Source organism: Ectothiorhodospira lacustris (assembly GCF_022227785.1).
In the GTDB taxonomy this organism is placed as follows: Bacteria; Pseudomonadota; Gammaproteobacteria; order Ectothiorhodospirales; family Ectothiorhodospiraceae; genus Ectothiorhodospira; species Ectothiorhodospira lacustris.
The window spans coordinates 39,271-65,431 of record NZ_JAJNQM010000002.1 but is presented as its reverse complement, the minus strand read 5'-3'; the positions used below and the strand labels follow the sequence as shown (position 1 = coordinate 65,431).

At 65.1% G+C, this 26,161-nt stretch carries 31 protein-coding genes; 17 read left to right on the top strand and 14 right to left on the bottom strand.

Annotated features, from left to right (window positions below; translation table 11 throughout):
• The first annotated feature begins 18 nt into the window (after positions 1–18).
• Complete coding sequence (locus LQ952_RS00775; RefSeq protein WP_238620637.1) at positions 19–732, top strand: cytidylate kinase-like family protein; 714 nt, start codon at positions 19–21, stop codon at positions 730–732.
• Positions 729–1,193 (top strand): F0F1 ATP synthase subunit epsilon, encoded by a 465-nt coding sequence (locus LQ952_RS00770; RefSeq protein WP_238620636.1) that lies wholly within the window; start codon positions 729–731, stop codon positions 1,191–1,193. The genes LQ952_RS00775 and LQ952_RS00770 overlap by 4 nt, the downstream gene beginning before the upstream one ends.
• On the opposite strand, the gene LQ952_RS00765 is transcribed toward LQ952_RS00770, so the two are convergent.
• From LQ952_RS00765 to LQ952_RS00745, 5 genes are all read right to left on the bottom strand, one after another.
• Positions 1,190–2,170: a M14 family metallopeptidase gene (locus LQ952_RS00765; protein ID WP_238620635.1), complete on the bottom strand. Its 981-nt coding sequence runs from the start codon at positions 2,168–2,170 to the stop codon at positions 1,190–1,192. The genes LQ952_RS00770 and LQ952_RS00765 overlap by 4 nt on opposite strands.
• A gap of 32 nt (positions 2,171–2,202) precedes the next feature.
• Positions 2,203–2,709 (bottom strand): DinB family protein, encoded by a 507-nt coding sequence (locus LQ952_RS00760; RefSeq protein WP_238620634.1) that lies wholly within the window; start codon positions 2,707–2,709, stop codon positions 2,203–2,205.
• A 19-nt stretch (positions 2,710–2,728) separates the two neighbouring features.
• Complete coding sequence (locus LQ952_RS00755) at positions 2,729–3,118, bottom strand: DUF3775 domain-containing protein (RefSeq protein ID WP_238620633.1); 390 nt, start codon at positions 3,116–3,118, stop codon at positions 2,729–2,731.
• 77 nt (positions 3,119–3,195) lie between these two features.
• The gene (locus LQ952_RS00750; protein ID WP_238620632.1) at positions 3,196–3,498 is read right to left on the bottom strand and encodes a DUF2288 domain-containing protein; all 303 of its coding nucleotides are present in this window, start codon (positions 3,496–3,498) and stop codon (positions 3,196–3,198) included.
• A 22-nt stretch (positions 3,499–3,520) separates the two neighbouring features.
• Complete coding sequence (locus LQ952_RS00745; protein WP_238620631.1) at positions 3,521–3,910, bottom strand: thioredoxin family protein; 390 nt, start codon at positions 3,908–3,910, stop codon at positions 3,521–3,523.
• 156 nt (positions 3,911–4,066) lie between these two features.
• On the opposite strand from LQ952_RS00745, the gene LQ952_RS00740 reads away from it, so the two are divergent.
• The 4 genes from LQ952_RS00740 to LQ952_RS00725 all read left to right on the top strand — a co-directional run bounded on the left by LQ952_RS00740 (position 4,067) and on the right by LQ952_RS00725 (position 6,830).
• Positions 4,067–4,432: a hypothetical protein gene (locus LQ952_RS00740; protein ID WP_238620630.1), complete on the top strand. Its 366-nt coding sequence runs from the start codon at positions 4,067–4,069 to the stop codon at positions 4,430–4,432.
• A gap of 88 nt (positions 4,433–4,520) precedes the next feature.
• Entirely contained in the window at positions 4,521–4,859 is a 339-nt protein-coding gene (locus LQ952_RS00735) for a PepSY domain-containing protein (protein WP_238620629.1), read from the top strand.
• 4 nt (positions 4,860–4,863) lie between these two features.
• The gene (locus LQ952_RS00730) at positions 4,864–5,550 is read left to right on the top strand and encodes a response regulator transcription factor (protein WP_238620674.1); all 687 of its coding nucleotides are present in this window, start codon (positions 4,864–4,866) and stop codon (positions 5,548–5,550) included.
• Positions 5,547–6,830, top strand: coding sequence for an ATP-binding protein (locus tag LQ952_RS00725; RefSeq protein WP_238620628.1), 1,284 nt, complete (start codon positions 5,547–5,549; stop codon positions 6,828–6,830). Before LQ952_RS00730 ends, LQ952_RS00725 begins: the two co-directional genes overlap by 4 nt.
• A 37-nt stretch (positions 6,831–6,867) precedes the next feature.
• Here LQ952_RS00725 and LQ952_RS00720 read toward each other — a convergent pair whose 3' ends face one another.
• Both LQ952_RS00720 and LQ952_RS00715 read right to left on the bottom strand, forming a co-directional pair.
• On the bottom strand, positions 6,868–7,167 hold the full coding sequence (locus LQ952_RS00720) for a hypothetical protein (protein ID WP_238620627.1): 300 nt from the start codon (positions 7,165–7,167) through the stop codon (positions 6,868–6,870).
• A gap of 52 nt (positions 7,168–7,219) precedes the next feature.
• Positions 7,220–8,374 carry an alkaline phosphatase family protein gene (locus LQ952_RS00715; RefSeq protein WP_238620626.1) on the bottom strand — a complete coding sequence of 385 codons (1,155 nt, stop codon included), beginning with the start codon at positions 8,372–8,374 and terminating at the stop codon, positions 7,220–7,222.
• A 120-nt stretch (positions 8,375–8,494) separates the two neighbouring features.
• Between LQ952_RS00715 and greB the strand changes: the two genes are divergently transcribed.
• The 5 genes from greB to recG are packed head-to-tail and all read left to right on the top strand — an operon-like array spanning position 8,495 to position 13,055.
• Positions 8,495–8,995, top strand: coding sequence for a transcription elongation factor GreB (gene greB, locus LQ952_RS00710; protein ID WP_238620625.1), 501 nt, complete (start codon positions 8,495–8,497; stop codon positions 8,993–8,995).
• A 52-nt stretch (positions 8,996–9,047) separates the two neighbouring features.
• Positions 9,048–9,179 (top strand): LPS translocon maturation chaperone LptM, encoded by a 132-nt coding sequence (gene lptM, locus LQ952_RS00705; protein ID WP_008932911.1) that lies wholly within the window; start codon positions 9,048–9,050, stop codon positions 9,177–9,179.
• Between the two features lie 57 nt (positions 9,180–9,236).
• Positions 9,237–10,484, top strand: coding sequence for a diaminopimelate decarboxylase (gene lysA / locus LQ952_RS00700; RefSeq protein WP_238617116.1), 1,248 nt, complete (start codon positions 9,237–9,239; stop codon positions 10,482–10,484).
• A gap of 32 nt (positions 10,485–10,516) precedes the next feature.
• Complete coding sequence (locus LQ952_RS00695) at positions 10,517–10,900, top strand: RidA family protein (RefSeq protein ID WP_238617115.1); 384 nt, start codon at positions 10,517–10,519, stop codon at positions 10,898–10,900.
• 4 nt (positions 10,901–10,904) lie between these two features.
• The gene (recG, locus tag LQ952_RS00690) at positions 10,905–13,055 is read left to right on the top strand and encodes an ATP-dependent DNA helicase RecG (RefSeq protein WP_430733749.1); all 2,151 of its coding nucleotides are present in this window, start codon (positions 10,905–10,907) and stop codon (positions 13,053–13,055) included.
• A gap of 23 nt (positions 13,056–13,078) precedes the next feature.
• Here the strand turns inward: recG and LQ952_RS00685 are convergent, their stop codons facing one another.
• The gene (locus LQ952_RS00685) at positions 13,079–13,747 is read right to left on the bottom strand and encodes a hypothetical protein (protein ID WP_238620623.1); all 669 of its coding nucleotides are present in this window, start codon (positions 13,745–13,747) and stop codon (positions 13,079–13,081) included.
• Between the two features lie 236 nt (positions 13,748–13,983).
• Here LQ952_RS00685 and LQ952_RS00680 point away from each other — a divergent pair, with 236 nt between their 5' ends.
• The 6 genes from LQ952_RS00680 to msrA all read left to right on the top strand — a co-directional run bounded on the left by LQ952_RS00680 (position 13,984) and on the right by msrA (position 20,706).
• Positions 13,984–14,427 carry a DoxX family protein gene (locus LQ952_RS00680; RefSeq protein ID WP_238620622.1) on the top strand — a complete coding sequence of 148 codons (444 nt, stop codon included), beginning with the start codon at positions 13,984–13,986 and terminating at the stop codon, positions 14,425–14,427.
• 157 nt (positions 14,428–14,584) lie between these two features.
• Positions 14,585–15,589, top strand: a complete 1,005-nt coding sequence (locus LQ952_RS00675) for a CHAD domain-containing protein (RefSeq protein WP_238620621.1) — start codon at positions 14,585–14,587, stop codon at positions 15,587–15,589.
• A 481-nt stretch (positions 15,590–16,070) separates the two neighbouring features.
• Positions 16,071–17,069, top strand: a complete 999-nt coding sequence (locus LQ952_RS00670; protein ID WP_238620620.1) for a TAXI family TRAP transporter solute-binding subunit — start codon at positions 16,071–16,073, stop codon at positions 17,067–17,069.
• A 118-nt stretch (positions 17,070–17,187) separates the two neighbouring features.
• Complete coding sequence (locus tag LQ952_RS00665) at positions 17,188–19,350, top strand: TRAP transporter permease (protein WP_238620619.1); 2,163 nt, start codon at positions 17,188–17,190, stop codon at positions 19,348–19,350.
• 94 nt (positions 19,351–19,444) lie between these two features.
• Positions 19,445–19,969, top strand: a complete 525-nt coding sequence (locus tag LQ952_RS00660) for a hypothetical protein (protein ID WP_238620618.1) — start codon at positions 19,445–19,447, stop codon at positions 19,967–19,969.
• Between the two features lie 71 nt (positions 19,970–20,040).
• Complete coding sequence (gene msrA / locus LQ952_RS00655; RefSeq protein WP_238620617.1) at positions 20,041–20,706, top strand: peptide-methionine (S)-S-oxide reductase MsrA; 666 nt, start codon at positions 20,041–20,043, stop codon at positions 20,704–20,706.
• Here msrA and LQ952_RS00650 read toward each other — a convergent pair.
• The 6 genes from LQ952_RS00650 to LQ952_RS00625 all read right to left on the bottom strand — a co-directional run bounded on the left by LQ952_RS00650 (position 20,703) and on the right by LQ952_RS00625 (position 26,119).
• Positions 20,703–21,824 (bottom strand): hypothetical protein, encoded by a 1,122-nt coding sequence (locus tag LQ952_RS00650; protein WP_238620616.1) that lies wholly within the window; start codon positions 21,822–21,824, stop codon positions 20,703–20,705. The genes msrA and LQ952_RS00650 overlap by 4 nt on opposite strands.
• Complete coding sequence (locus LQ952_RS00645; protein WP_238620615.1) at positions 21,821–22,678, bottom strand: DUF2169 domain-containing protein; 858 nt, start codon at positions 22,676–22,678, stop codon at positions 21,821–21,823. Before LQ952_RS00645 ends, LQ952_RS00650 begins: the two co-directional genes overlap by 4 nt.
• Positions 22,671–23,795 carry a hypothetical protein gene (locus LQ952_RS00640; protein ID WP_238620614.1) on the bottom strand — a complete coding sequence of 375 codons (1,125 nt, stop codon included), beginning with the start codon at positions 23,793–23,795 and terminating at the stop codon, positions 22,671–22,673. Before LQ952_RS00640 ends, LQ952_RS00645 begins: the two co-directional genes overlap by 8 nt.
• Before the next feature lie 9 nt (positions 23,796–23,804).
• Positions 23,805–24,257 carry a hypothetical protein gene (locus LQ952_RS00635; protein ID WP_238620613.1) on the bottom strand — a complete coding sequence of 151 codons (453 nt, stop codon included), beginning with the start codon at positions 24,255–24,257 and terminating at the stop codon, positions 23,805–23,807.
• 78 nt (positions 24,258–24,335) lie between these two features.
• A complete protein-coding gene (locus LQ952_RS00630) occupies positions 24,336–25,118 on the bottom strand; it encodes a gamma-glutamyl-gamma-aminobutyrate hydrolase family protein (RefSeq protein WP_238620612.1) in 783 nt (260 codons plus the stop codon).
• Between the two features lie 2 nt (positions 25,119–25,120).
• The gene (locus LQ952_RS00625; RefSeq protein ID WP_238620611.1) at positions 25,121–26,119 is read right to left on the bottom strand and encodes an amidoligase family protein; all 999 of its coding nucleotides are present in this window, start codon (positions 26,117–26,119) and stop codon (positions 25,121–25,123) included.
• Positions 26,120–26,161: the final 42 nt, after the last annotated feature.

The window sequence follows — 26,161 nt, the reverse complement described above, 5'->3', positions numbered from 1 at the left end:
TGACTGAAGGTGCCCCGCATGCAGCATGATGTGAATGATCTCATCCAGCGTTACATCCGGTCGCAGACCTATGACAAGGATACTTCAGGTCGTGGCGGCCCCGGTGCCATGCCGCTGGTGGCCATGGCCCGTGACTACGGAGCGGGGGGGGAGGAGATTGCCATGATACTGGCCCGCGAACTCAAAGTATCCTATTTCGATGAGGTCCTGCTGGAGCGGCTGGCCAAGCACACGGAACAGGATCAGGAATTGCTCAGGGAACTGGATGAAAAGGTATCGGCTTGGAAGAGCACCTGGGTCTATTCGGTGCTGTCCGGAGACGCCTACTTCATGAGTACCTACCGCAAGGCATTGGTGAATGTCCTGTTGGCCATCAGCGCGGAGGGGGGAGTGATCATGGGCCGCGGGGGGCACGTGTTCCTGCGCGACCGGGCGGCTTTCCGCGTACGGATCTGCGGCTCCCCGCGGCATTGTGCTCGGCGAGTCGCCGAGAAGGAGGGGTTATCCGAAGATGAAGCCCGGGAAAAGGTGGAAACCATCAACCAGCAGCGTCAGCAGTTTCTCTGGAGTCTGATCCAGCGACGTACCAATGATCCGACCCAGTTCGACCTGACCATCAATACCGACAAGCTCCATGATTGGGACAAGGTGGCTACCATGATCCTGTCGGCGATGAAGGATGTGGGTCTGTCCCGACCCGCACACGCACCCAGGGGGAGCAGCAGACCGTGACCGTGTCGAGCATGCCGCGCAACGGCGCCACCATGATTCTGGATATCGTCAGTGCCGAGGAACGACTGTATTCCGGAGAGGTCCACCAGGTCTGCATCATGGGCGTCAACGGTGAGTTGGGGGTCTTTCCCCGTCATTCGGCGCTGCTGACGCCTATCCTTCCGGGCGTCGTACGTTTCATTCCGGTCGGGTCCGGGGAAGAAGAGTACCTCTATGTCTCCGGGGGCATGCTGGAAGTCCAGCCCGGCGGGGTGATCGTGCTGGCGGACACGGCCATGCGCTGCGAGGATATCGACGAGGAGGCTGCCCACGAGGCCAAGTGCCGGGCGGAGGACATCATGCAGAACAGCGTGCTTTACACCGACCGCGACGAGGCCCACGCGGTCCTGCTGCAGGCCATGGCTCAGCTGGCGGTGGTGGAGAAGGCGCGCAAGAAGCGTGGCAAGCGCAACGGCGGTTAGACCGTTCTCATCCGTTCGCTGGCTTCGGCCAGATAGAACCACTCGTTGCCCGGCAGGGCATTGGGGTTGGGGAAGACGATGAAGCCGTCCGCCGGTGCCGACACCGAGGTGCCGTCATGGCGTCGACCGATCTCATCCCCCTTGCGGATCGGATCGAAACTGGTCCAGTCCCGGGAGAACCGGTCTTCCGGGTGATCCCGATCGATCACCTCCACCAGCTTCAGTACTTCCAGGCCCTGCCCCGGGGGCGCCGCCGGCAGGCTGTCCACCAGTTGCAGGTGGGCGAGGGTATTGATAATGGCCTGATAGGCCACCGCGGGCGCCTCCGGGGCCTCGTGCTGACCACATTCCAGGGTGAGGGCATAACCACCCCCGGCGCGCATGAACTCGGTGGTGCCGATGCCGTAGCTGGGGTCGGTGCTGAGCATCTGCGCCCGCAGGTCTGCATTGGGATTGCGCAGGCGCCGGGCCACGCCGCGGGCATAGGTGTCCAGCCAGCCCTCGACGATGCGCCGGGCTCCCAGGCGCCGGGCCAGCGCCTCCTCTTCGGCGGCGTGGGTGAAGGGCTCCAGCTCGCCGGCATTGTCCCGAGGACCCAGCATGACGAAGGGCTCTCCCGGGGTATGGAAGGAGTGCAGGTCCAGCAGTACGTCATGCCGGGCCAGCAGGGGTCCCAGGCGGTTGGCAATACGATCCTCAAAATCCAGCGGCGTGTCACTGATGCGGAAGTTGCGGTTGAGGTTGCGGTCCCCCATGCGCTGTCCGAGCTGGAAAGCCAGGGGATTGGTGACGGGTACGAAGGTCACCAGGCCACGGTCCAGGGTCAGCTTCCCGCTGTCCAGTTCCGCCATCACCCGCTCGATGCCCCGGGTGCCGCAGGTCTCGTTGCCATGCACCGCACCCAGCACGATGAGCCGCCCACCCGGCTCCAGGCCATGATAGGTGACGGAGCGGATCAGGGTCGGGAGATCGGTCATGGAACGTACCTGAAAGGATGATGTAACGGGGTTTACTCGACGATGCCGGGCATGGCACTGATATCCATGGGACCCATGGACACGCCGAGTTGGGACAGCAGGACGGTCATCCGGCCCCGCTGCAGGGATTGATGATGCAGCATGCTGAGCAGGCAGTCCCCCAGCAGCAGGGTGCAGTCCCGCTGGCTTCGCTCGTGGCGGAAGCTGATCTGTCGGTCCAGGTTGGGGTAAGCCAGGTTCTGCACGAAATTCATGATCTCGCTGTCGGTCCGCAGGCGCTCGGTCCGCAGCAGGGCATATTCGGTATAGAGCACCTGGTCCGGGGTGCGGTGGACGTAGGGTTTGTTCAGCATGCGCCCGAGCCAGATCCGGTCACGCAGCAGCATCTGGTTGAGCAGGCCATGAATCGACCAAGCCTGCGGCCCCGAGATCTCGTGCTTGCGCTCTTCGTCGCGCAGGTCGTCACAGTAATCCAGGATCCGGGTATTGGACCAGCGGTTGAAGCGCGCCTGCAGGCGCATGCTGTAGAGGATGTCCATGGTGGGTCGTGGATCCCTGCTATTCGTCCTCGCAGGAATGGCCCAACATGGCCAGCCCTTCGGCCAGATAGTCGGCTCCCATGGGGGTGGCCAGCAAATAATCGGCGGTACGAGGTGTCCAGTTGTCCTTGGCCTCTTCCAGGGCTGCGTCCCATTCGTCCTCGGTGTAGTCACCCCGGCCCAGCCACATGAGGGCCACCAGGTTGGCCTGCAGTTCCGGTTCCAATTCGTCGATGGTGTTCTTGATCTCCAGATACACCGGGTTGTCCGCGTGTTCCGCCAGGGCCTCGTCGATCCAGCCATCGTTCTGGTTGTCGGGTTCCTCCGGAAACATTACGTCTTCCTGGGCATGGAATTCCCGAGCGTGGCTGATGATCCCGCAGACGAAGCGGGGGCTGAGCTGCATCATGGTTGCCTCCTCCTGTAAAGAGGTTACAAACCCCGATGATAACGGATCACGGGACGAACCGCAGGATGGGCGAGACGTCAGGGAGTGGATTCCTTGACCAGTACCCAGGGTGCGATCACCACGGCCTGGAACCGGGGTCGGCGGTGCTCCCAGCCGCGGGCGTGATCGGTATCGGGTTGCTGTAGGGTGCCGGCCTTGAGCCAGGCCTCTACGGTGGCCTTGTCATCCTGAACCAGGGCCATGGCGGCTTCCAGCAGGTCCAGGGGATCGGTAACCGCCAACAGGGCACCGCGGGCGAAATGGGGCTGCAATTCAGGCCAGGTTATGGCGCCCATTTCACCTTGCAGATGGGCGCGCAGTGTGGCGGGGTCTTGATGCATGAGGGTTCCTGCAGGGGCGTGTTCAGCCGATGAAGGCGCGTACGATCTCTTCATTGCGGGTGCCCATGAGCACCTTCTCGATACGACCGTCACGGATCCGCATGAGGGTCGGGGTGCCCATGACCTTGAAGCGCCGGGCCATGTCCGGGCGACGGCTCACGTCGATGTCGATGATATCGGTCCGCTCGGACATGAGGGGATCAAGGATGGTCGATACCTCCTTGCACATGCCGCAACGGGGGCTGTGAAAGTAGAAGTACAGGGTCTCGTGGGCCTTTTGTTCCTCACTGATCAGATTGCTCAGGTCCGGGGCCGGCCGCCCCTGCATGCCGCGGGTGCGATAGACGAGGGCGAACTGTCCCAGCAGGAACAGGGTGATGAGACTGATGATGATCCAGCCGATGCTATCCATGCCCCTTTGTATACCTGATTCACGGCTTCATGACGAGAGGTTCAGGCACCATTCAGGGGGTGGAGCGTATCAATGGAGCCATCGTCGGACACCGGCGACGGCCGGTCCGCAAGTCCGGGACCGGTCCGGAACCCTCCAGCAGAGGAGATTACAATCATGAAGCCTTTTATCCGCAGTGTGTGGGTCCTGGGTGCAGTCGGTGGACTGTTGCTGTTGCCCATGGCCGTGCAGGCCGGGCCGGGGCATACCTGGCATCCTGGTCACCAAGTACCACCGTCTCACATGCAGCCCGTGTCCAGGGGTGGCCCGCCGCCCTGGGCATCTGCCCATGGCTATCGGCAGGGTTACGGCGTCGGTTATCAGGACGGCTATCGCCAGGGGTATCGGGATGCCCGTGTCCCGCAGCGGGGACCGGGCCATTACCGGAGCCATTACCGGCCGCCGCCGCCTCCATACCCCGTTCATCATCGTGATGCCGGTGGGCGGGTGGACGTGAACGTCAATTATCGTTACCGCTTCTGACCCTCGTTTCAGGATCGGTCCCGCCCGGGTCAGGACCCATGCTCCCAGGGGCCTGACCCTGCCAACGGCTACTGGTACACTCGCACTCATGCAGCACTGGACCCGCCATCGCCATGCCCTGATCCCGGCCAAAGGTTCTGGATTGTGGCCGTGCCTGGCGTTGTCACTGTCAATGGCCTTCCCGGCGGGTGCCGCCACTTTGGTGGAGTCGTCCCGCGCCGCTTTTCTGTTTCCGGTGCAGGAACAGTCAAGCGAACTGTCTCTTGATGAAGCCGTGGCCCTGGTCCAGGCCGGCACCGGGGGGCGGGTCCTGTCGGCGGAGACCCAGACCCAGAACGGTCGCCGGGTGCATCGTATCCGCATCCTCACCGACGATCAGCGGGTGCGGAACATCCTGGTGGATGCCGTCACCGGTGAGTGGCGGTAAGCCCATGCGGGTGGTGGTCATCGAGGATGAAACCGCGCTGCAGACCCGGCTCAGGGAACGACTGGAGCAGGAAGGCTGGATGGTGGATACCAGCGGCGACGGGCGCGACGGTCTTTATCGGTTGCTGGAGTATCCGGCCGATGCGGCGGTGGTGGATCTGGGCCTACCCGGTTTGCCCGGCCTTGAGGTGATCCGCCAGGCACGGGCCGCGGGACGGCGTTTGCCCATCCTGATCCTGACCGCCCGCGGGCAGTGGCAGGAAAAGGTGGAAGGCCTGGAGGCCGGTGCGGATGATTATCTGGTCAAGCCCTTTCACATGGAAGAACTGATCGCCCGTCTCCGGGCACTGGCGCGGCGGGCCGCGGGGAGACCGGATGGCCGGCTTGCCTTCGGGCCGCTGGTGCTCGATACCCAGGCCCAGACCGTGACCATGGCCGGGCAACCGGTCAGTCTGACCACGTTTGAATACCGTCTACTGGAACATCTGGCCCGGCATCCCGGTCAGGTGATCTCCAAGCAGAGTCTCACCGACTACCTCTACCCCCATGACGAGGACCGGGACAGCAACGTGCTGGAGGTGCTCATCGGGCGCCTGCGTCGCAAGCTGGACCCGGAGAGCCGACTCAGTCCTATCGAGACCCTGCGCGGGCGGGGGTACCGTCTGGCCCTGCCTCCCGACCAGGAGACATGAACTCCCTGACCCTGCGGGTGAGTCTGATCGCCGCCCTGGTGGTGGCGGTCTTCGCCGTCGTGACCGCCCTGGCCCTGGATCGTGCATTCCGGGACAGTGCCGTCTATGCGGTGGAAGAGCGTCTGCAGGCCCAGCTGTTCCTGTTGATGGGTGCGGCTGAAGTGGACCCGGCCGGTCGGGTCAGCCTGCCGGAGCGCCTGCCCGAATCCCGACTCATGCTGCCGGATTCCGGACTCCATGCCCGTGTCGGCGATGACCTCGGCAGAACCCTGTGGCGGTCCCCTTCGGCCCTGGGAACCTACGGACTGCAACCGGATGACCGCGCCTTCGTGGCCCGCATGACCGTGGACTGGGAGACGCCCGGCGGCGTGGTGCCCCTGACCTTCACCCTGAGCGAGGACCGTTCCGGCCTTGAAGCCCAGCTGCGTACTTACCGGCGCAGCCTGTGGGGCTGGCTGGCGGTGCTGGCGGTGCTGCTGCTGGCGGCCCAGTCCCTGGCCCTGTATCTGGGCCTGATTCCGCTGCGCCGGGTGGCGCGGGAACTGCGCGCCATGGAGCAGGGAGAGCAGAGTGCTCTGACCGGGCGCTATCCGGTGGAACTCAAGGCTCTGACGGATAACCTGAATGATCTGCTGCGACAGGAGCGTGCCCAGCTGGCGCGTTACCGTGATGGCCTGGCGGATCTGGCCCATAGCCTCAAGACCCCGCTGGCGGTCCTGCGGGGCAGCCTGGAATCCCGTCATGACGAAGACCGGCGGCATGATCTTGAACAACTGGAACGCATGGACCGGATCGTGGCCTATCAGTTGCAGCGAGCGGCCACCGCCGGCCACCGGGCCCTGGCCGCTCCCATGGCAGTGGCATCGCTGGTGCAGCGTCTGGGCCGGACCCTGGACAAGGTCTATCCCGACAAGGGGGTGGTCTTTTTCGATGACGTATCAGCCGACAGCCGTTTCCGGGGTAACGAGGGGGATCTGATGGAGCTGCTGGGCAACCTCATGGATAACGCCTGGAAATACGGCCGCAGCCGGGTCAGGGTATCGTCGGCGACAGAAGGGCGATGGCTGGTACTGCGGGTGGAGGACGACGGCCCCGGCATCCCTGCGGATCAGGTTCCGGCCATCCTGGCTCGGGGTGGGCGCCTGGACGAAGGAGTGCCGGGACAGGGGATCGGTCTGGCGGTGGTGAACGAGATCGTCAGTGCCTACGAGGGGCGTCTGACCATCGGGACGTCGGAGGCCCTGGGGGGCGCCCGGGTGGAGATCCGGCTACCGGGATGATCATGCCCCTCTCCGGGGAGAGGGGCATGTGGCATCTTCAGGCCCTGCCCACATTCACGTCCGTGGGTGAATGGAAATAATCGCTGTCCCGGGCGTACTCTTCCAGATCCTTGAGCATGACCGCAAGGCGTTCCTCGGCCGTGCTGATGGTGGCGCACTGTTCACAGCGGGGGTCGCCGCAGGGCTGGCGTGTATACAGCCAGTAGTGAACCGCGCCCGCCAGCAAACCGTCGGCAATCTCCCACAGGTCGGCCTGGGGGTCGCCGTCGCTCAGGCGATTGGCCAGTTCCACGGTCTGGCTGGCGGCGCTGTCGAACAGGTTGGGGGCTTCTGACATGGCGGTGTCCTGTTCCAGTGGGTGACCGGCGATGATAGCACGGTCACCCCGCTCAGCAGACCGTCACCACCAGTGGGACTTCCAGTTCCTCGGGCGTCAGACCTCCGTGCACCCCCTTCATGTCGAAGGGTTTTTCCGTCAGCAACCGGTCCGAGACGATCCACCCCGGCTGCATCAGCAGGGCATAGTCCCCGATCCGCGCGGACAGCTCGGGGTGGGGCGTGCCCGGGCCGAACCAGCCTTCTTCCAGCAGTTCCGCGCTGGGGCGCAGGGTGCAGGCATGACCCAGCCGTTCCCTGACCAGCCGTTCGAACCGCTCATGCCGGCCATGGCGCACATAGGCCCAGGCCACCCGCGGCTCACCGCACAGGGGCAGGGTCAGACAGTCGGCGATCTCGGGATGGTCCGCCAGTATCAGTCGGTGTTCCACCGCCGTCATGCCGTGGTCGGCGGTGATGATCAGCAGGGTGTCGGTCCCCGCCAGGCGGGCGGCCAGGTTTGCCAGGGCCCGGTCGACTTCCTCCAGGTGCTTGCGGGTCTGGGGGGCGTCGGGGCCGTGGTAATGGCCGAGACTGTCCAGTTCCGACCAGTAGGCATAGACATACCGGTTGCCGTGCCGGCCCTTCACCGTCTGTTCCACCCGGTTCACCATGTCCTGCAGGCTGCTGAAGGGCAGCAGCCGGGCCCTGCCCCTGTGGGCCTTGTTGAAGGGGGTGTTGGCGATCTTGTTGGGGGCCACCATGGTGCTGGAAACCGGGATGCGGTTGAAGGTGACGTCATGGCCCAGCCACTTCAGGACATCCAGGCCTTCCACCCGATCATACCCGCTTCCGCCGTAGCGGGGTTTGCCGGGCAGTACCGCCAGTACCGTGCCCAGCTCACGAAAATGCACATGCCAGCCGGTGAGGCCATGCTGGGCCGGGGCATCGCCGGTGATGAAGGTGGTGATCCCGGTGGCCGTGGTGGTGGGAAAGACGGCATGGATGCCGGCGCGGCGATGCCCGTTGAGGAACGGGGCGGGGCGGGTCTTCAGGAACCCGTCACCCAGTCCATCCACCACCACCAGGACCACATGGCGATGCCGGCCTACTTCCTCGGGGGGCAGGGCCTGCAGGGGGCCGTGACAGGAGGGCGTGCCGCCCAGGCCGCTGATCAGGGAGGTCATCAGATTGGCCAGGCAATGACCCTGGTAATCGGGTGTCTGCATGGGGTTGTCCCGGAGGGGTATTCAGTTGATGGTAGACAGAGGGCGGACCACCATGCAAATCCCGCTCCCCGTCAAGGCGTTGTATGCTGTGGGGATGTCTTACGACGGATCCTTGAGCCCATGAGCCGCTGGCGCCCACCCGCACCCCGATCCTCGCCCCATATCACGCCCCAGGGCTATGCTGTTCTGGATGCAGAGCTGTCGGGCCTGTGGGGCCGCCGCGCCGATGTCACCCGTCATCTGGCCGCCGCCGCTGCGGAAGGCGACCGCTCGGAAAATGCGGAATACATCTACCGCAAGAAGGAACTGCGGGAGATCGATCGGCGGATTCGTTACCTGCAGAAGCGTCTGCCCGGCCTCAAGGTGGTGCGCGAGCCGCCGGCCGACCGGGGCAAGGTCTATTTCGGTGCCTGGGTGACGTTGCTGGACGAAGCGGACCGGGAGGTGGAATACCGTATCGTGGGTGCCGACGAGTTTGATCCGGACCGGCGCTGGATCAGTCTGGATTCTCCCGTGGCCCGTGCCCTGCTCGGCAAGGCCCTGGATGACGAGGTCAAGGTGCAGACCCCGGCGGGGGAGCAGTATTACGAGATCGTGAAGATCCGCTATGAAGCCGGGTGATCCCGCCCGATGCTATCATGCGGGTTGCCTGTGAAAAGATGAGGAACCCCCCATGCGCTTTTGCTGGTCCAACCTGATGCTGATCGGCGTGGTCGTGGTACTGGGCACCGCCAGCATGCTGGCCAGTTGCGGCCAGAAAGGCGACCTCTACCTGCCCCAGGAAGAGCGTCGCGCGGCGGACTGAGACCGCGTTTCCGACCTTGTTCCATTCCATGTCGCGTCGCGACGGACATACACCTCCATGGATCATTTCAACTATCACAACGGGGTCCTGCATGCCGAGGACCTGAGCCTGGAAGACCTGGCGCAGCGTCACGGAACGCCGCTTTACGTCTATTCCCGGGCCACCCTGGAGCGTCACTGGCACGCGTTTGATCGCGCCCTGGGGGATCATCCCCATCTGGTGTGCTATGCGGTGAAGGCCAATTCCAGTCTGGCGGTACTCAACCTGCTGGCCCGGCTCGGGTCCGGGTTCGACATCGTCTCCGTCGGCGAACTGGAGCGGGTGGTGCGGGCCGGCGGTGATCCGGGCAAGGTGGTCTTCTCCGGCGTGGGCAAGCGGACCGACGAGATGCGCCGTGCCCTGGAACTGGGCATCCGCTGCTTCAACGTGGAATCGGCGGCGGAACTGGAGCGCCTCAATGCCGAGGCCGGTGCCCTGGGGGTGACGGCGCCGGTGTCCCTGCGGGTCAATCCGGACGTGGATGCCCAGACCCATCCCTACATCTCCACCGGGCTGAAGGAAAACAAGTTCGGCGTGGACGTGGCCGATGCCCTGGATCTCTATCGGCGGGCTGCGGCACTGCCGCACCTGAATATCATCGGCATCGACTGCCACATCGGTTCCCAGCTCACCCGCCTGGAACCCTTCGTGGACGCCTTGCACCGGGTCCTGCACCTGGCCCGGACCCTGGAGGACGAGGGCATCCGGCTCCATCATCTGGATCTGGGGGGCGGGCTGGGAATCCGTTACCGGGACGAGCATCCGCCCCTGCCCGAAGCGTATGCCCGGGCCATGCTGGAGGCGCTGCGGGATACCCATTACGAGATCCTGGTGGAACCCGGACGGGCCATCGCCGGCAATGCCGGGGTGCTGCTTACCCGGGTGGAATACCTCAAGCCCACCCGCCACAAGCACTTTGCCATCGTGGACGCGGCCATGAACGATCTCATCCGGCCCTCCCTCTACAGTGCGTGGATGGACATCGTGCCGGTGCGTCCCCGGGGCGGCGAGGGCATCCCCTATGACGTGGTGGGTCCGGTCTGCGAAACCGGGGATTTCCTGGGCAAGGAGCGAACCCTCGACCTGGCCGCCGGAGACCTGCTGGCGGTGCGATCCGCCGGGGCCTACGGCTTCACCATGAGCTCCAACTACAACACCCGTCCCCGGCCCGCGGAGGTGATGGTGGACGGGGACCGGGACTGGCTGATCCATCGCCGCCAGACCCTGGACGAACTCCTGGCCGGGGAAACGCTGCTGCCCGGTTGATCCTCCACATCGACGACCAGAAGGAATCTCCCATGTCCCGTGAAATCATCGCCACCGACAAGGCTCCGCAGGCCATCGGTACCTATTCCCAGGCCGTGAAGGTGGGGTCCACCGTCTACCTGTCCGGCCAGATCCCCCTGGTGCCCGAGACCATGGATATGGTGGAAGGCCCCATCGAGGCCCAGATCCGCCGGGTGTTCGACAATCTGCAGGCCGTGGCCGAAGCCGCCGGCGGCACCCTGGACGACGTGGTCAAGCTCAATGTCTTCCTCACCGACCTGACCCATTTCCCCACCGTGAACCAGGTCATGGCCGAATACTTCCACGAGCCCTATCCGGCCCGTGCCGCCATCGGCGTTGCCAGCCTGCCCAAGGACGCCCAGGTGGAGATGGACGGGATCATGGATCTGTCCTGACGGAATCCGGCGGCCCCTCCTCCAGGGGGGGGGGGAGGGGCCATCATGGCCAGGGACATGGCATCATCGGGAAAGGAATCAAGCGGATAGCGTCATGACCGAACCCGTCACCACTCTCAAGGGCGTCGGCCCGAAACAGGCGGCCCGGCTGGAAAAGCTGGGCATCCATACCCTGACCGACCTGCTGTTCCATCTGCCCCTGCGTTACCAGGACCGTACCCGGGTCCTGCCCGTTGCCGGTCTGCGCCCCGGAGACGAGGCGGTGGTGGAAGGGGAGATCGCCCTCGCCGAGGTTCAGTCCCGCGGTCGGCGCATGCTGATCCTGCGCCTGGCCGACGGCACCGGCGCCCTCAATCTGCGGTTTTTCCATTTCTCCGCCGCCCAGCAGCACAACCTGGTGCGCGGGGTGCGGCTGCGCTGTTTTGGTGAAGTGCGCGGCGGCCGGCAGGGGTTGGAGATGGTGCACCCGGAGTACCGGGTGATCCAGGATGACTCGGCTCCGGTGGAGGATTGCCTCACTCCCGTCTATCCCACCACGGAAGGGCTGCATCAGATCAGTCTGCGCCGTCTCACCGACGAGGCCCTGGCCCGCCTGGAACACCTGCCGGACTGGCTGCCGCCGGGGGTACTGGATCCCGCCGGCCTGCCGGATCTGGAATCGGCCCTGCGCACCGTGCATCGGCCGCCACCGGATGTTTCCGTGGCGGCACTGCTGGCGGGCCGTCACCCCGCCCAGCGGCGTCTGGCCTTCGAGGAACTGGTGGCCCATCACCTGAGCCTGTACCGCCTGCGCACCCGCACCACCGCCCGGCCCGCCCCGGTGATACGGGTGGACGGCAATCTGCTCGGTCGTCTGCGCCGGTCCCTGCCGTTTGCACTCACCGGCGCCCAGGACCGGGTGATCCGGGAACTGGAACGGGACATGGCGCGGCCCAGTCCCATGCTGCGTCTGGTACAGGGGGACGTGGGTTCGGGCAAGACCCTGGTGGCGGTGGCCGCCTGCCTGCACGCGGTGGAGGCCGGTCATCAGGCTGCGGTGATGGCCCCCACGGAGATCCTGGCGGAACAGCATCACCACAACTTTCGCGCCCTGCTGGGGCCATTGGACATTCCGGTGGCCTGGTTTTCCGGCAGACAGGGGGTGCGCGCCCGCCGGGAGTCCCTGGCGGCGCTGGCCGAGGGTACCGCCCGGGTGGCGGTGGGCACCCACGCCCTGTTCCAGGACGAGGTGAGCTTCGAGGACCTGGCCCTGGTGATCGTGGACGAACAGCACCGATTCGGTGTGCATCAGCGCATGGCCCTGCGGGAGAAGGGTGCCCGGGACGGCCGTCTGCCCCATCAGCTGATCATGACCGCCACCCCCATTCCCCGCACCCTGGCCATGACCGCCTACGCCGACCTGGACTATTCGGTCATTGACGAGTTGCCCCCGGGGCGTACCCCGGTGAAGACGGTGGCGGTGAGTGATGCCCGTCGGGCGGAGGTGGTGGAACGCATCCACCATGCCATCGGCCAGGGGCGGCAGGCCTACTGGGTCTGCACCTTGATCGAGGAGTCCGAGGCCCTGCAGGCCCAGGCGGCGGAGGACACCCATGCCCTATTGCGGGAGGCCCTGACCGGTATCCGGGTGGGGCTGGTGCACGGGCGCATGAAGCCCCGGGAGAAGGAGACGGTGATGGCCGCTTTCAAGGCCGGCGAGCTGCAATTGCTGGTGGCCACCACGGTGATCGAGGTGGGGGTGGACGTGCCCAATGCCTCCCTCATGATTATCGAGAACGCGGAGCGCCTGGGTCTGGCTCAGCTGCATCAGCTGCGGGGCCGGGTGGGGCGGGGAACGGCGGAAAGCGCCTGCGTGCTGCTCTATCATCCCCCTCTGTCCGACACTGCCCAGCGCCGCCTGGAGGCTCTGAGGGCCACCACCGACGGGTTCGAGATTGCCCGCATCGACCTGGAGTTGCGGGGGCCGGGGGAGGTGCTGGGCACCCGGCAGACGGGGATGATGCAGTTTCGCATTGCCGAGATTGTGCGTGATCAGGATCTGCTGGATACGGTGAAGGCGGCGGCGACCCGGCTGATGCGGGATTACCCCGACCATGTGGAGCCGCTGATCCGGCGCTGGCTGAGCGGGGCGGAGGAATATGGTCGCGTGGGTTGAGACGGCCCCACGCGACCGGTGGATCAGAACCGGTAGGACACGCCCAGGCTCAGGACGGGCCAGTATTTGAAATCCTTGAGTTCGTCCTTGAGGTCCTGCTCTTCCTGCCTGAGGTCGTTACCAAAATCCAAAGCTTCCTGGCTATCATCTCCTTTGTACTCACCCCTCAACCGTACATCCGGCGATCCTGTGAACATCACCCCGGCATCCATGGCGAAGGACCAGCGGCTGCCGCGGATGGCGTTGCCGTAGCCGATCCCCACATAGGGGGCAAAGGAACGCCAGTCGATGGTGGCGTCGAGGCTGGCGTCATAAGTGTTATCACCGATGTCCAGGCTGCCGTCCGCCTTCCCCTTGAGTTCGTTGCCGTTGTGATAGGCCCCGGCGCTCACCCGGAAATTGCCGCCGAAGGGATGCCAGTCCGCCAGCAGGGCCGCGCTGCGCAGTTTCAGGTCACCGTCGTAGTCGATGCCTTCCTCTTCGAAGTCCTTGCTGTAGTCAAAGCCGTACAGGCCGGCTCGCAGGTTCACCCGCTCGCTCAGCCCGACCGTGCCTTCCAGGCCCAGGCCGGTAGTCCCCACCTTGGCCGCCATCCCGAAGCGGGAGTCGGCCGCGGCCGTCGTGCCGGCGGCGAGCAGTGCCATGGCCAGGGTGCCGGCCAGGATGGGACGGGACATTCCTTGGTTGTGCATGTGTTTCCCCCAAATCTCTTCTTGACTTGTGTGTGCATGGAACGAATCGGTGCAAAATGACACCAAACCCCTTCAGGAACGGATCACGATGTTCAGCGGATCCTTCCTGTCCTTCAGTGTAGTGCCCACGGACCCGGAGGGGGCGGCATTCGTCGGTGATATGCGTCCGTCGGTTCCGCCGCCCCGCCGTTTCGTGGTCAATGCCTTCACAAGATCCAATAAGGAGACTCAGATTCATGCAGTTCAACAGCCAGACCCTGCTTTTCGGCGGTACCACCCCCGCTTCCGCCCTCGCCGATGCGGGCATGACGGTGCTGCGGGTGGCGGCCGGCCTGATGATGGCCTTCGGGCATGGCCTGGACAAATTGCCCCCGTCCGCGGGCTTTGTGGGGTTCGTGGAGAGCCTGGGGTTTTCATCCCCCCTGTTCTTTGCCTGGCTGGCGGGACTGGCGGAGGCGGTGGGGGGGCTGTTGCTGGCGGCGGGACTGCTGACCCGGGCTTCGGCGGCCGCCATCCTGGGCGCCATGATGGTGGCGGCCTTCATCGCCCATGGGGGTGACCCGGTCTTTGCCGCGGGTGGTTCCGGCAAGGAGCTGTCTCTGCTCTACGGCGCGGTGATGGTGGCGTTCCTGTTTGCCGGTGCCGGGCGTTTCAGTGTGGACAGCGTGTTTCGGCGGTAATGTCCGTGGCCTGCCCGTTCGCGGGCAGGCCCGCTCCCACAGGAGTCCATGCATAGGGGAGTGCCCTATGGTCGGTCCTTGCCACCGGGTTCATTGAAATGTCATCTACATCGGCGTTAATGGCGGCGCTTATTGACCATTGGATGAACGGTGATTCATGAAAGAAAGTCTGGCGATCCAGCCTGCGGCCCGCGTGGTGCGTGATCTGGCTCGAAAGTATCTCGATCAGGCCGCCCAGGCCGCCCAGCGGCTGTCGGACCCGCAGGATACGGAAGCCCTGCATGATTTTCGCGTGGCTCTGCGGCGATTGCGCAGTCTGCTGGCGGCGCACAAGACCTTCGTGAAGTCCTGGTTACCGAAAAAACTGCGTCGCCGGGTGAAGGAACTGGCCGCCGGGACGGGTCCGGCCCGGGACACGGAGGTACAGATTGCCTGGATGGAACAGCAGCGCGGCCAGGTGAAATCCCACCAACGGCCCGGCTACCAGTGGATGATGGGACGCCTGGAGCAGCGGCTGCAGGAAGAGTATCAGGATCTGCACGAAACCCTGCCCGATGCCCTTGGGCGCCTGCACAAGCGGATGCATGAGCGGCTGGACCTGATTCGTGATGATGAGAGTCCGCCCTTTGGTGCCGTCACCGCCGCACGGCTGCTGGAGTCTGCGGAGGATTTTCGTCGGCACCTGCTGCGGGTGGCGGGGGATGACGGTGAGGCGGACGAGGCGGTGCATCAGGCCCGTATCAAGGGCAAGCGCCTGCGCTATCTACTGGAGCCGGTGGCGGCGGAACTGGACGGGGGCAAGGAGCTGATCCGTGAACTCAAAGACATGCAGAACCTGATGGGGGAGATCCATGACATTCAGGTTTTTTCCCAGGAGTTGGGTCAGGCCTCCGAGGAGGCCGGGGCCGAGCGGCTGCGACGACTGATCGACCTTTCACTCACGCTGAGTCCCGACCATCCGGACGTGGAAGCCGCCCGCCGTCAGGATGAGAGGGCCGGACTCATGAGCCTGGCCCGGGAGCTTCACGATCGACATGAGCACCTGATGTCCCGGCTGCGGGCGAAGCTCACGGAAGGAGAGGGCGCCCGTTTTCTGGAGCATCTGGCCGCCGCCGTGGCCCAATTGCAGCAAATCAGCGCCAATCCCGCCGCGGATGACTAAGGAATTCGGCGTTTGGGGATGACCCGAATAAGTCATTCCCGCCCAAGCGGAATTCCAGGACGGTGGTAATGCAGCCCTGATCGAATCGCCGTCATTCCCGCGCAAGTCGGATCCAGCATGTCCCGGAAGTGCGAGCCCGATCAAATTGTCGTCATTCCCGCGCAAGCGGGAATCCAGTAACAGACTGAAAATCCTGGACTCCCGCATTCGCGAGCATGGCGGCAAGGGGCTTTTTCAGCGCTTTCCCGGATTGCTTCCCATACAGTTCCGCCATGTCGGGCAAGGTGCTGATGCCGACCGATGTCAACGGAATCTTACTTCAGCGTGAAAATCCTCCTGCGGTCTATGCTATCTTCGGGAACGGGCTTGGCCGGCTGGGACATGGCGGTCTCTCGGGATGGCCCAGAAGATCTCAAACCATCAAGCAAGACATCCCAGGTAGCCCTCGAAGGTTGCCCATACTCCCAGGAGGAGTGTTGCCATGTTGAGAAGTTATTTCCGCTGGGCGGGTGTTGCCGCCCTGAGCTGCATGCTGATGACCGCGGGAGCGGTATCGGCACAGGATCGTACCGGGTGGCCGAATTCGGTCAACATCGGCACGGCATCCCAGGGTGGGACTTACTTCATCTACGGTGCCGGTTGGGGCGGCCTGATTCAGGAAATGGTGGGCGTCAACGCCTCCGCCGAAGTGACCGGCGGTCCGACCCAGAATATGGTGCTGGTGCACCAGGGTCGCCTGGAATTCGGCATGACCACCATGGGTCCGGCCCGCGAAGGCTGGGACGGCGAGCTGGAAGTGGCCCGTGGTCTGCAGACCCGTGATGTCCGCGCCCTCTTTCCCATGTACCAGACCCCCCTGCAGGTGGTGGCGCTGAAGCGCTCCGGTATCAGCAGCATCGCCGATCTGGACGGCAAACGCGTTGGCGTGGGTCCCCGCGGCGGTACCGCCAGCGTGTTCTGGCCTCGTTTCTTCAGTGACCTGGGTCTGAACGTGCGCGTCCGTTACGGCGGCGCCGCCGACCAAGTGGGTCAGGTGCAGGACGGCATGCTGGACGCCTTCGCCTTCGCTGCCGGTGTGCCGATCTCCGCCTTCAGCCAGATTGAGGCCCAGCAGCCGGTGAATATCTTCTCCCTCAATGAGGAAGAGATCGCCAAAATCACCGAGAATCATCCGGTGAGCCGCTTCGTCATCCCTGCCAACACCTATCGCTCCGTGACTGAAGAGCAGCCCACCGTGGCCCTGTGGAACTTCGGTATTGCTAGCAAAAACATGCCGGAGTCCTTCGTCTATGAGGTCATGAAGGCGGTGCTGGACAACAACGATCGCATGGTGACCATCCACCGCTCTGCCGAGGAAACCCTCGCCGAGAACATGGTGCACAACACCTTCATGTGGTTCCACCCGGGTGCGGTGCGCTACTACAAGGAAAAAGGCATTGAGGTGCCCGAGCACCTGATTCCGCCCGAGTACAAGGACTGATCGAGGACTGATCGAGAACCCGGAAAGGTTCACTGCTTTGGGCCGCGCCGAGCGCGGCCCAAAGTGTTTTATCCGGAAAACCGGCTGACTCAACCTGTACGTTCAGAAGATCCTCCCCATGACGAGCTCCGAAAAATCGGGCCCTATTGATGCTGCGTCCCTTGCCGATGCCGAAGAGGGCATGTCATCCCAGCGCAATCTCACCCGCTGGCAAAAGTTGCTGTTGTTCCTCCTTGGTCTGACCTATACCAGTTTCCACCTCCTGGTTCTCAACGTCATCCCGATGGAAACCTGGGCTTTTCGCATCGTCCACGTGGCGGGTGCCCTGGTGATCGGTTTTGCCATCGTGGCTGCCTGTGTGCCGCCGGCAGATCCGCGAAAACGACGATGGGTCCTGGAACTGCTGCCCATGGTGCTCACCGTGGGGTTAGCCCTCTATGCCCTGGTGGCCATGGCCATCGCGATGTATATGAAACTGCGCCTGGGCCACGACACCTACAGTCTGCCTGAGTGGATATTCCACACCTTTAGCTGGGCGCTGTTGGCCAGCGTTGTGCTGGGGATTGTCTTTGCGTGGATGTTCAAGCCCCGTTCCGACCGCATCGGCTGGTATGACTGGTCTCTGATGGCGGGGAGCATCTCGGTCTGTGCCTACCTGCTGTTCAATCTGGATGTCCTGCAGTTCCGCATGGGCGTGATGCCTGCGCAGACCGATTTCTGGGTGGCCACGGCCGGTATCCTGCTGATCCTGGAACTGACCCGGCGGGTGGCCGGCATGGCCTTGGTGGTCATCGCCGGTATCTTCATCCTCTACGGTTTCGTCGGTCCCTGGCTGCCGGGTGTCCTGGAGCACAGCGGCTACGATGCCGACCGTTTCATCACGTACATCTATACGGACAACGGTATTCTCGGCCCCACCACGGCGGTGTCCTCCACCTATATCGTGTTGTTCATCGCCTTTGCCGCCTTCCTGCAGGCCTCAAAGGTGGGTGACTACTTCGTGAACTTCGCCTTTGCCGCCGCCGGTCGTGCCCGCGGTGGTCCGGCCAAGGTGGCGGTGTTTGCCAGTGGTCTGATGGGCATGATCAACGGCACTTCCGCAGGTAACGTGGTGGCCACCGGCTCCCTGACCATCCCCCTCATGAAACGGGTGGGCTACAAGCCTCGCAGTGCCGGTGCCATTGAGGCGGCGGCTTCCACCGGTGGCCAGATCATGCCGCCGGTGATGGGGGCGGGGGCCTTCATCATGGCGGAGGTGACGGGGATTCCCTACACCGACCTGATCATTGCCGCCCTGATCCCGGCCCTGCTGTACTTTGCCTCCGTCTACTTCATGGTGGACATGGAAGCGGCCAAGACCGGCATGAAGGGTCTGCCCTCCAAGGACCTGCCCCAGATCGGCAAGTTGCTGCGGCAGGTCTATCTGTTCGCTCCCATCATCATCCTCATCGGTGCCCTGTTCATGGGGTACTCGGTCATTCGCGCCGGCACGGTGGCCCTGATGAGTGCCGTGGTGGTGAGCTGGCTGACTCCGTTCCGCCTCGGGCTGTTCGGCTCCGCCCGCGCTCTGGAACTGGCGGCCCGGATGTCCATCCAGTTGATTGCCGTCTGTGCCTGCGCCGGGATCATCGTCGGTGTGATCGGCCTGACCGGGGTCGGTCTGCGGTTCTCCTCGCTGCTCCTGGGCGTAGCCGAGAACAGCCAGCTGCTGGCCCTGCTGTTCGCCATGTGCATTTCCGTGCTGCTGGGCATGGGCATGCCCACCACGGCGGCCTATGCCGTGGCGGCATCGGTGGTGGCACCGGGCTTGATCCAGATGGGCGTGGCCCCGCTGGTGGCGCACTTCTTCGTGTTCTACTTTGCGGTGATGTCCGCCATCACGCCGCCGGTGGCCCTGGCGGCCTATGCGGGGGCAGCCATCGCGGGCTCAGAGCCCATGCGAACCTCGGTGACCGCCTTCAAGGTGGGCCTGGCCGCCTTCATTGTGCCGTTCATCTTCTTCTATCATCCGGCCTTGCTGATGGAAGGCGAATGGACGGAGATTGCCCAGAGCTTTGCCACCGCGATGGTGGGTGTATTCATGCTCGCGGGTGCGGCGCAGGGCTGGTTCTTCGGGGCGGCGGGATGGCCCGTCCGCGTGCTGCTGTTTGCCGGTGCGCTGATGGCCATCTCCGGGGATCTGCTTACCGACCTGCTGGGTCTGGGGCTGGCCGTGGTTCTGTTCCTGTGGCAGCGCAGGATGGCGAAGGGCAAGCCGCCTGAGCCAGCCGTCGACGCCTGAGTCGTTTTGCCAAGGATCGGCCCCCTCCCGGGGGGGCCGGCCCTTGGTCACGGAGGAGGCGGTGTTGCGCTGAATCGAAAAAAGGAGGTGCGCGATGGTGGACAGGGCCTATCTGGTGGCCGTGACCGGCAAGCCCATGGAGGGCGTGGATGTGGCCACCGTCAAGGCCAGGTTGGCGACCCTGTTCCGGGTGCCGGAAGCCCGGGTGGAGGGGATGCTGGCCGGCAAGCCGGTGGTGGTCAAGAAAGGGGTGGATGAGGCGACCGCCCGGCGTTATCTTGAACTGCTGCGCGAAGCCGGTGCGACGGCCCGGATCATGGCGTGTGCCGCCGAACCGGCGGCCGATGCGCTGGATGACACCCCTGCTGCGATGATCGGGCTTGCGTCCACCGCCATCCAGGCACCGGAGCTGACCCTGGCGCCGCCGGGGACCGATCTGAGTGACCGGGTGCCGACACCGGACCTGGATGTCGACTTGTCCGGCCTGACCCTGGCTGAGCCCGGGGCGACCCTGGGTGAACCCCGTGATGTGCCCGAGCCACGGATTGATACCCGTCACCTGAGTCTGATTCCAGGCCCGAAGCCAAAGTCAGAACCTGAGTCCCCGGATCCTTTTTGAGTGGCCGCTTGTTTTCCTGAGTAAAAATATCAACTATGATGCGGCATATCCCGTTCCCGAGGTGTGCCGAGATGTTTTCCTTTCTGCGCAAGACCGCCCTACCTGCGCCGGAGCAGGCCCTGCCAGGACGGCAGGAGGCCATGCCGGTACCCGAACACCACCATGTCCTGGGCACCCCCCTCAAGCCCCCTTTCCCCGAGGATATGGAAACGGCCCTGTTTGGCATGGGCTGTTTCTGGGGTGCTGAGCGCCGGTTCTGGGGGCTGGCCGGCGTCTACAGCACGGCGGTGGGCTATGCTGGCGGCTTCACGCCCAACCCCACCTACCGGGAGGTCTGCAGCGGCATGACGGGTCATAACGAAGTGGTTCAGGTGGTCTTTGATCCCGCCCGGATCAGTTATGCCGATCTGCTCAGGACCTTCTGGGAATCCCACGACCCCACCCAAGGCATGCGCCAGGGCAATGACCTGGGCACCCAGTACCGCTCGGGCATCTATACCCATGGCACCCGGCAGGCGGAGCCGGCGGAACACTCCCGGTCCGTGTTCCAGGCGGCCCTCAAGGCCCGCGCCCTGGGCGATATCACCACCGAGATCCTGTCTGCTCCGATCTTCTATTTTGCCGAGGCATATCATCAGCAGTACCTGGCCAAGAATCCCGATGGCTATTGTGGTCTTGGCGGCACCGGGGTGACATGCCCCCGTTGGAACTCCTCTGACCTTGAGCGGGCGGTTTAGGACTCAGGCTGTCCGTGGGCCGGGTCCGCGCACCGGGTCACTTCCAGAATTGCGACACCTCGTTCCTCCGTCAACGGCCGATCCAGGATTGCCACCGACCGCAGCGGCCCGCCGCACCCCCGGGCCGCCAGGCGGCGGGCGGCCTCCATCCAGCCCATGCCCAGCGCCAGTTGCAGCAGGTACTGGGCGGCGCCTGCATGTCCCAGCACGGCCCCCAGGTCCATGATGGGAGGCAGGAGTCCGTCGGGTATGGGATGCTCCGGCCCGGTCGATCCCTCGGGGGGGTGGGTATTCCTTAGCGGCCAGACCCTGGCGTGGCAACCGTACCATTCCATGGCGGCATGCCTGTCCGGATTGCCCGGCAGGACCACGCCGTCCAGTGCGAAGGCATCCAGGCTTGCCTGTTCCAGGCTGCTGTGCAGGGCCATGGCCCAGGCCAGAAATTCGCCACCCTCGGGATCGACATCGCGGGGCTCGGGGCATGTATCCCAGGCACGGACCTGGTGACCACCCGCAGACAGGGAGACGGGCATGAAGATCGCCGCTTCTCCCGGCACCAGGCCATCGGCTTCGTCCCAGGCCGGTGTTCTGCCTGCTGCCGGGAGCGCCGACAGCATCTCCGGTATCAACAGGCTGTCCACGCAACCCAGTACCCAGTGATGGTCCGGTTCCTGGTGCAGTGCTGCCAGTGCCCTGTCCATGAGGCCTACGGCGGAACCTTCCAGTAACACGATCTGCAGCCGGGTTCGCGGGTGCCGGAGTGCCGCCTTGCCCATCCAGTCCCAGATCCGTTCCGGCGCCAGCCAGGGATGCTCCAGGGTGTCGGGTCGGCAGGGCCAGAGCACCGTGCAGTCCGCCGGCAAGGGATCTTGCAGCGCGTGCGCCAGCATCCGCCGGACACGGTCACGGCTGTCCGGCATGCCCTCAAGGGCCGGAGATACCCGTATGCGTCCCCGGGGGTGATCCCCGCCGGCCATGAGTGCCGCCAGGTGATCGGAAAACTGCTGTGTCCCCATCCCGGCCCGTGCCGCCGCCCACAAAGCCAGGTGATCTCCACCGGCGGCCGTCCACAGGCGAGGGGTGTGCAGTCGCAGGTAAAGGTGCTGGGGCTTGCTCATGCTGCGGGCGTCCGGTGCAGGGGATGGTCCCGATGTCCCACCAGGATCCAGCCCCGGCCGCCATCGACGGCATCGGCAGGTATCCCGGCCCGGTGAATGTGATGCACCAGGCCGGCATCCCCGTCCAGCCAGAGGGTGTCGCAGACCGGGGTCAGGGGCTTCATGCTCCGACCTCGAACCCACCATGCACCGATGGTCTCGGCCGGCAGCCTGAGTCTGAAGTGCTCGGATTCCGTACCGTCCGGGATCGGTTGCAGCGTCAGGGTTTCATGGCCCGTAAGGGGTTGCGCCAGTCGTTGATCGAGCGGTGCCTGATTGAAGGTATCGGCGGGCAGAGGTCCCTGAAAGGGCAGGGTCATGAGTCGGGTCGGCAGGGGTGTCAGTCCGAGCAGCGTCCGGGTCTGAGGGGCGGCGTGGCCGGGCACGGGACCCGGCCCCGGGGCGTGCGATGCATGCCCGGTCCAGGGGCGTAGCCAGTCACGGCGCCGGGACTCCGGCCGCTGTCGGTGCAGGGTCTTGTCCAGCAGTACCCGGCCTTCACGGCTCAGGAGCAGCCTCAGCGCGCGTGCGCCCCTGCCACCCAGGAGTCCGTCCAGGCCGGTGATCAGGACATCGGTCCCCTGTTTGAAGGGGACGGCCTCCGTGGCCCGCAGCAGGGGGCTGTCGCCCGGCTCACCCTGATAGGTGTCGGCGGTGATCAGCGGGGCAGGGGGATGCAGGGGTTCCGGCTCTTCCCGTGAAGAAAAAAACCGGTGAGTACGCTTGATGACCAGGGTATACCGGCCCTTTCCGTCGCGGTCCCAGCCGGGGAACAGGCCTGCGGCCCAGGGACTGTGGTTGCACAGTTCAAGCATGGGCGCGGACCTGTCTCAGGGTCTGTCGCCGCCGATCCTGCCAGCCATCCTGTGGCATGCCTACGGGGCGGCCCAGGCCCAGCGACAGCAGCAGCTGCGGGCCGTCCAGCGCCTGTCCGGTATGGTCTTCGAGCCAGTCCAGCAGCTTCCCATGGCTGCGTGGCCGCCCCTGCCACAATGGGTGCGCGGCCAGTCCGGCGCGGTGGACCTGTCGCCACCAGGCCATGGCTTGAGCATGGGGAGACGGTGTGGACAGGGGGCGCGGACCTTGGGTCCCGGGTAGTGTCAGGCCGCTTAGCGCCTCGAAGGCCGGCAACGCGTGGGGCAGGGTCCGGGGATCGGCAAGGGCGCTGATCAGGGCTTCCGTGGCGGTATGGGTCCCGTGCAGCGCCAGCCCCCAGGCGGCGGCCGGGTGTTCGGGCAGGGCCTCCAGCAGTCGAGGCAGGACCTGCGGCAGACCGCCGGCTCCCAGCAGATGCAGTCCCGGGGTGGATCCGGCCAGCACCGCCGCGTGAGCCTTCACCAGCGACGGTGCAAGCAGGCCTCGAATCAGACCGCCGCGCAGTTGCCAGCAAAGGGCTTCGGGCGGCAGACTCGTATCCAGGTTCCTGAACCAGGTCTCCGGTGCCCATGGGGCGTCGGCGCCCCAGCGCAGGGCCGCCAGGGCCTCATCAGGATCCTCAGGGGCGCGGGCCGGGCAGAGTTCCGGGGCGGGTGTGACCAGGTGTGCGGCCACCCGCCAACGCCGGTGACTGAGGGGCGGACATGCCGCCAGGGCCTCAAGCCAGGGGCGAGGTTGTTCCGGCGGCAGGTGTTCCAGAAGCCAGCCCCAGGGATGCCCGGGATGATCCAGCAATGACCGACAGACTTCTTCCGGTGCGGGCGGCCACCGGGAGAGCCAGCGGGCGGCGCAGCGGGTGAAGTGGGCCTGGTCGCCGTGATCGTCCGGGCAAACCGACGACGGGTCCTGTGCCAGCAGCATCCAGTGGGCCAGCAGACGCCGCTCCAGACGGGCCAGGGGCGTGGCCGGGGTGCAGGCCAGGGCACGGTAATGGCGCAGCATCCGGTAGCACTGGCCGGCCAGCCGTTCATGGTCATGCCAAAGGGGGCAAGCCATGGTGATGACTCAGTTGAAATGAATGCGGGCCGCGAGGAAGTGCATCACCCGCGCCATGATGCCGTGCAGCTCCCGCCCGCGCATCTCCATGCGTCCTTCCGGGTCGAGACTGATGGAGGCGGCGCCGCAGCGTAGGTAGAGACCCTGTTCCGCACGCAGATGGACCCGACCGTCCCGTTCCGTGAGCCCGGTACAGGGGGGGGCTTCACCATGACGCCGCAGGCGGTCGAGGACGATGGGGCCGGTGGTGGTCTGGGTCAGGACCAGGACCCGGTCCCCCGGCCGTAGGGCGGGTACGCCCTGCGCATGGGCCATGGGGGCCAGGGTGGCGCCGTCCGGACATTCCACCCAGCGGGCTTCACCGGACTGGGCCTCCAGGACCCGGGCGAGAATGAAGGGGCCGACCGGCTCCATCGTGGCCGGCACCATCGGCCGGGTGGGGTTCACCTGAGCTGCCTCCATGGCATCTTCTCCCTGTGATGACGGTCATGCCGCCGAATACATCCATGGGTTCAATCTTGGACCCGGTGCCGGCCAAGATCAAGGGCCGCCGGCCCCGGCGGCTGCCACCAACCCCCGGAACAGGGCCTGATGCCGGTCCTTGTGGGGCAGGAACTCCGGGTGCCACTGTACCCCGATCAGCATCGGCTCGCCTCCGACCTCAATGGCCTGGACCACGCCGCTGGGTTCCCGGGCGGCGATGATGACCCCTGTTCCCAGCCGATCCACCGCCTGATTGTGCAGGGCATTCACCGCCAGAGGGGTTGGACCCGCCAGCTGTGCCAGGCGGCAACCCGGCTCCAGGACCACCTGTTTGCGGGGCAGGATGCTGCGCACCTGCGGGCACTCCTGGTAGAAACCGCTCAGTTCCTGGTGCAGCGTGCCGCCATGGACCACATTCAGCAGCTGCATGCCTCGGCAGATGCCCAGCAGCGGCAGGCCGCGCTCGCGGGCCATTCGGATCAGGGCTTCTTCCAGCCGGTCTCGGCCCTGATCTTCGCCTTCCAGACGGGTGAACAGGGTTCGCCGCAGCAGCCACAGCAGGGGATAGAGGACGAACCCCAGTAGTCGCTGTCGTCCCCTGCGTTCAGTGGCCTCGATTTCCTTCATCAGACTCAGCGGATCCTGACCGTAAAGGCCCGGATCCACGTCGGCGCCGCCGCCGATCACCAGGCCATCCAGCTCGCTGCCGTCATGGGGACGGGTGGGGGTGATCCGCACCGGTCGGCCGCCGGCGCGCAGGATGCACCATGCGGTCATCAGCCAGGCTGCCATGCCCCCTTGGTCGGGACCAGTGACGCCGATGCGTGGTTTTCGTGCCATGTTTACCTCCTCAGCCAGTCGCTCACCTGGGTGGCCCAGCGGCGCCCCTTATCCGCCAGGGTTTCATCCGGTCGGTCCAGGTACGCCCGGGCCACGGCCATGAGTCGCTGCGGATCTGCCGCCAGACGTTCCACCGCCACCCAGCCGTTCCAGGGCATGCTTAGGTTCCAGTCCGGCTCGTCGATCCGGCAGTCCGGCAGGCGATAATGGAAGGTGGGCCGGGGCCGGATCAGGTGGTGTTCCACCGGTGCGGCCTCGATCCGCCCTGGGGACAGATGGGCGAACAGGGGGAGCATGTCCAGGGGACGGTTGCGGGTGGGGTTGTCCGTGAGGTAATCGTCGATGAGCTGTTCAAGATCCGGGGCATAGTCCGGCCGTAGGATGCGTTGCCCCCATTTCGCCGGAAACGGTTCCACGAAAGGCGTCAGGCGTCGGGAGAGGTCGGTCTGTGCCTCTTCCAGCAGCCAGTCATTAAGCAGCAGGAAGGCCTGCAGGTGTCGCAGGATATAGTCTGCATCATGCCGGGCCAGTTCCAGATTGAGCTGCAGGCCGAAGGCATAGACCAGGGAGGCGTGTGTGCCCTTGGCCCCGGCCGCCTGCAGACGTGCCCGCAGGTGGTCCAGTTCCGGCAGGGTATCGTGGGGGATGGGCGGGGCGACCACCTCGTGAGGGACGATGAGGCCCGCCACCCCGGCCAGGGTGTGTTCCAGGGTGCCGGGTTCCGCGTCCCGATCCACCGACACACCCATGTTTTCCAGATAATCCAGATATTCACGGCGCTTGAGCAGGCTGCTGTCCAGCTCCAGCTGGAAGTCGCCGAGGCGGGTACCGGTGATCTCATGCTCGAACGGGGAATGGCGGTGCTGTTTGCCGCCGAAACAGTCGATGATGATCGCGGCGATGGCATCCAGAGAGATGTCGGCCATCTCCAGTTCGACACCGACCCGGCGCAGACTGCCGTCCGGGGTCTGGCGGTGAGGCAGGGGGGCGAATGCAGTCATGGGAAACTCCCTCGATCCGGGCCTTTTTACAGGGTGACAAAA